Below are 1,472 nucleotides of genomic sequence, written 5' to 3' on the forward strand. Positions count from 1 at the left end.
GAGCAATGATCAGAACCTGTGGATGACCCTCGGTGGGGCGGCATGAAAGTGGGCGCACCTTCCCGGGGATGATCTGAAGTCCAAGGTTCTCTGATCAAGACCGGCGTTGACGCGCTGGTTGGGAAGGTACGCCCATGCTCACCGTAGTTCACGACACCGATGAGGCCAACGCCAATGACGGCGGTGGTCGGTCGTTGTTGGATGAGATCGTGCGCGACGGCGCCCGGCAGATGCTGGCCGCGGCGCTGAAGGCTGAGGTGGCCGCCTACATCGATGCCCACGCCGGTGAGCTCGATGAGAGCGGTCGCCGGCTGGTGGTCCGCAACGGCTCCCACGCCGGGCGTGAGGTGTTGACCGCCGCGGGCGCGGTGGCGGTGACCGCGCCGCGGGTCAACGACAAGCGTATCGACGCCGATACCGGTGAGCGGCAGCGGTTTTCCTCGGCGATCCTGCCGGCGTGGGCGCGCAAGTCCCCGCAGATGACTGAGGTGCTGCCGCTGCTGTACCTGCACGGCCTGTCGACCAGTGACTTCGGGCCGGCCTTGGAGCAGTTCCTCGGGTCCAGTGCCGGGCTCTCGGCGACGACGATCACACGGCTGACCAGCCAGTGGCAGGAGGAGGCCAAGGCCTTCGGGGCCCGGGATCTGTCGGGCACTGACTTCGTCTACCTGTGGGTCGACGGCATTCACCTCAAGGTCCGCCTCGAGCAGGAGAAGCTGTGCCTGTTGGTGATGATCGGGGTCCGCTCCGATGGCCGCAAGGAACTCGTCGCCCTGGCCGACGGGTATCGAGAATCGACCGAGTCGTGGGCCGATCTGCTGCGGTCGTGTCGCCGCCGCGGGATGATCGCCCCGGTGTTGGCCGTCGGTGACGGTGCACTGGGCTTTTGGAAGGCGATGCGCGAGGTGTTCCCGGCTACCCGCGAGCAGCGCTGCTGGTTTCACAAACAGGCCAATGTCCTTTCCTGCCTGCCCAAATCGGCGCAACCCGGTGCGGTCGCGGCGATGCGGGAGATCTACAACGCCGAGGACCTCGACCACGCGCAGGTCGCGATCAAGGCCTTCGAGATCGACTACGGCGCCAAGTACCCCAAGGCGGTCGCCAAGATCGTCGACGACGCCGACGTGCTGTTGGAGTTCTACAAATACCCAGCCGAACACTGGATCCACTTGCGCACCACGAATCCGATCGAATCAACCTTCGCCACCGTGCGATTGCGGACGAAGGTCACCAAGGGGCCGGGATCCCGCGCGGCCGGAATTGCCATGGCCTACAAGCTTATCGACGCCGCACAAGCCCGGTGGCGGGCAGTCAACGCACCCCACCTGGTCGCCCTCGTCCGTGCCGGCGCCGTCTTCCACAAAGGCAAGCTACTCGAACGCCCCGCCGACATCACACCGCCCGAGCCGGCCGAATCAACCGAAACGGAGGTCGCCTGAAACACCCCGATCCACAGGTATTGACAATTCCTC

The 1,472-nt window shown here is 65.4% G+C and carries 1 protein-coding gene; it reads left to right on the top strand.

The window, feature by feature from the left end; translation table 11 throughout:
- The first annotated feature begins 134 nt into the window (after positions 1–134).
- The gene (locus AWB94_RS32365; protein WP_006242318.1) at positions 135–1,439 is read left to right on the top strand and encodes an IS256 family transposase; all 1,305 of its coding nucleotides are present in this window, start codon (positions 135–137) and stop codon (positions 1,437–1,439) included.
- The last annotated feature ends 33 nt before the right edge of the window (positions 1,440–1,472 follow it).

It is taken from the genome of Mycolicibacterium canariasense, assembly GCF_002101555.1.
In the GTDB taxonomy this organism is placed as follows: Bacteria; Actinomycetota; Actinomycetes; order Mycobacteriales; family Mycobacteriaceae; genus Mycobacterium; species Mycobacterium canariasense.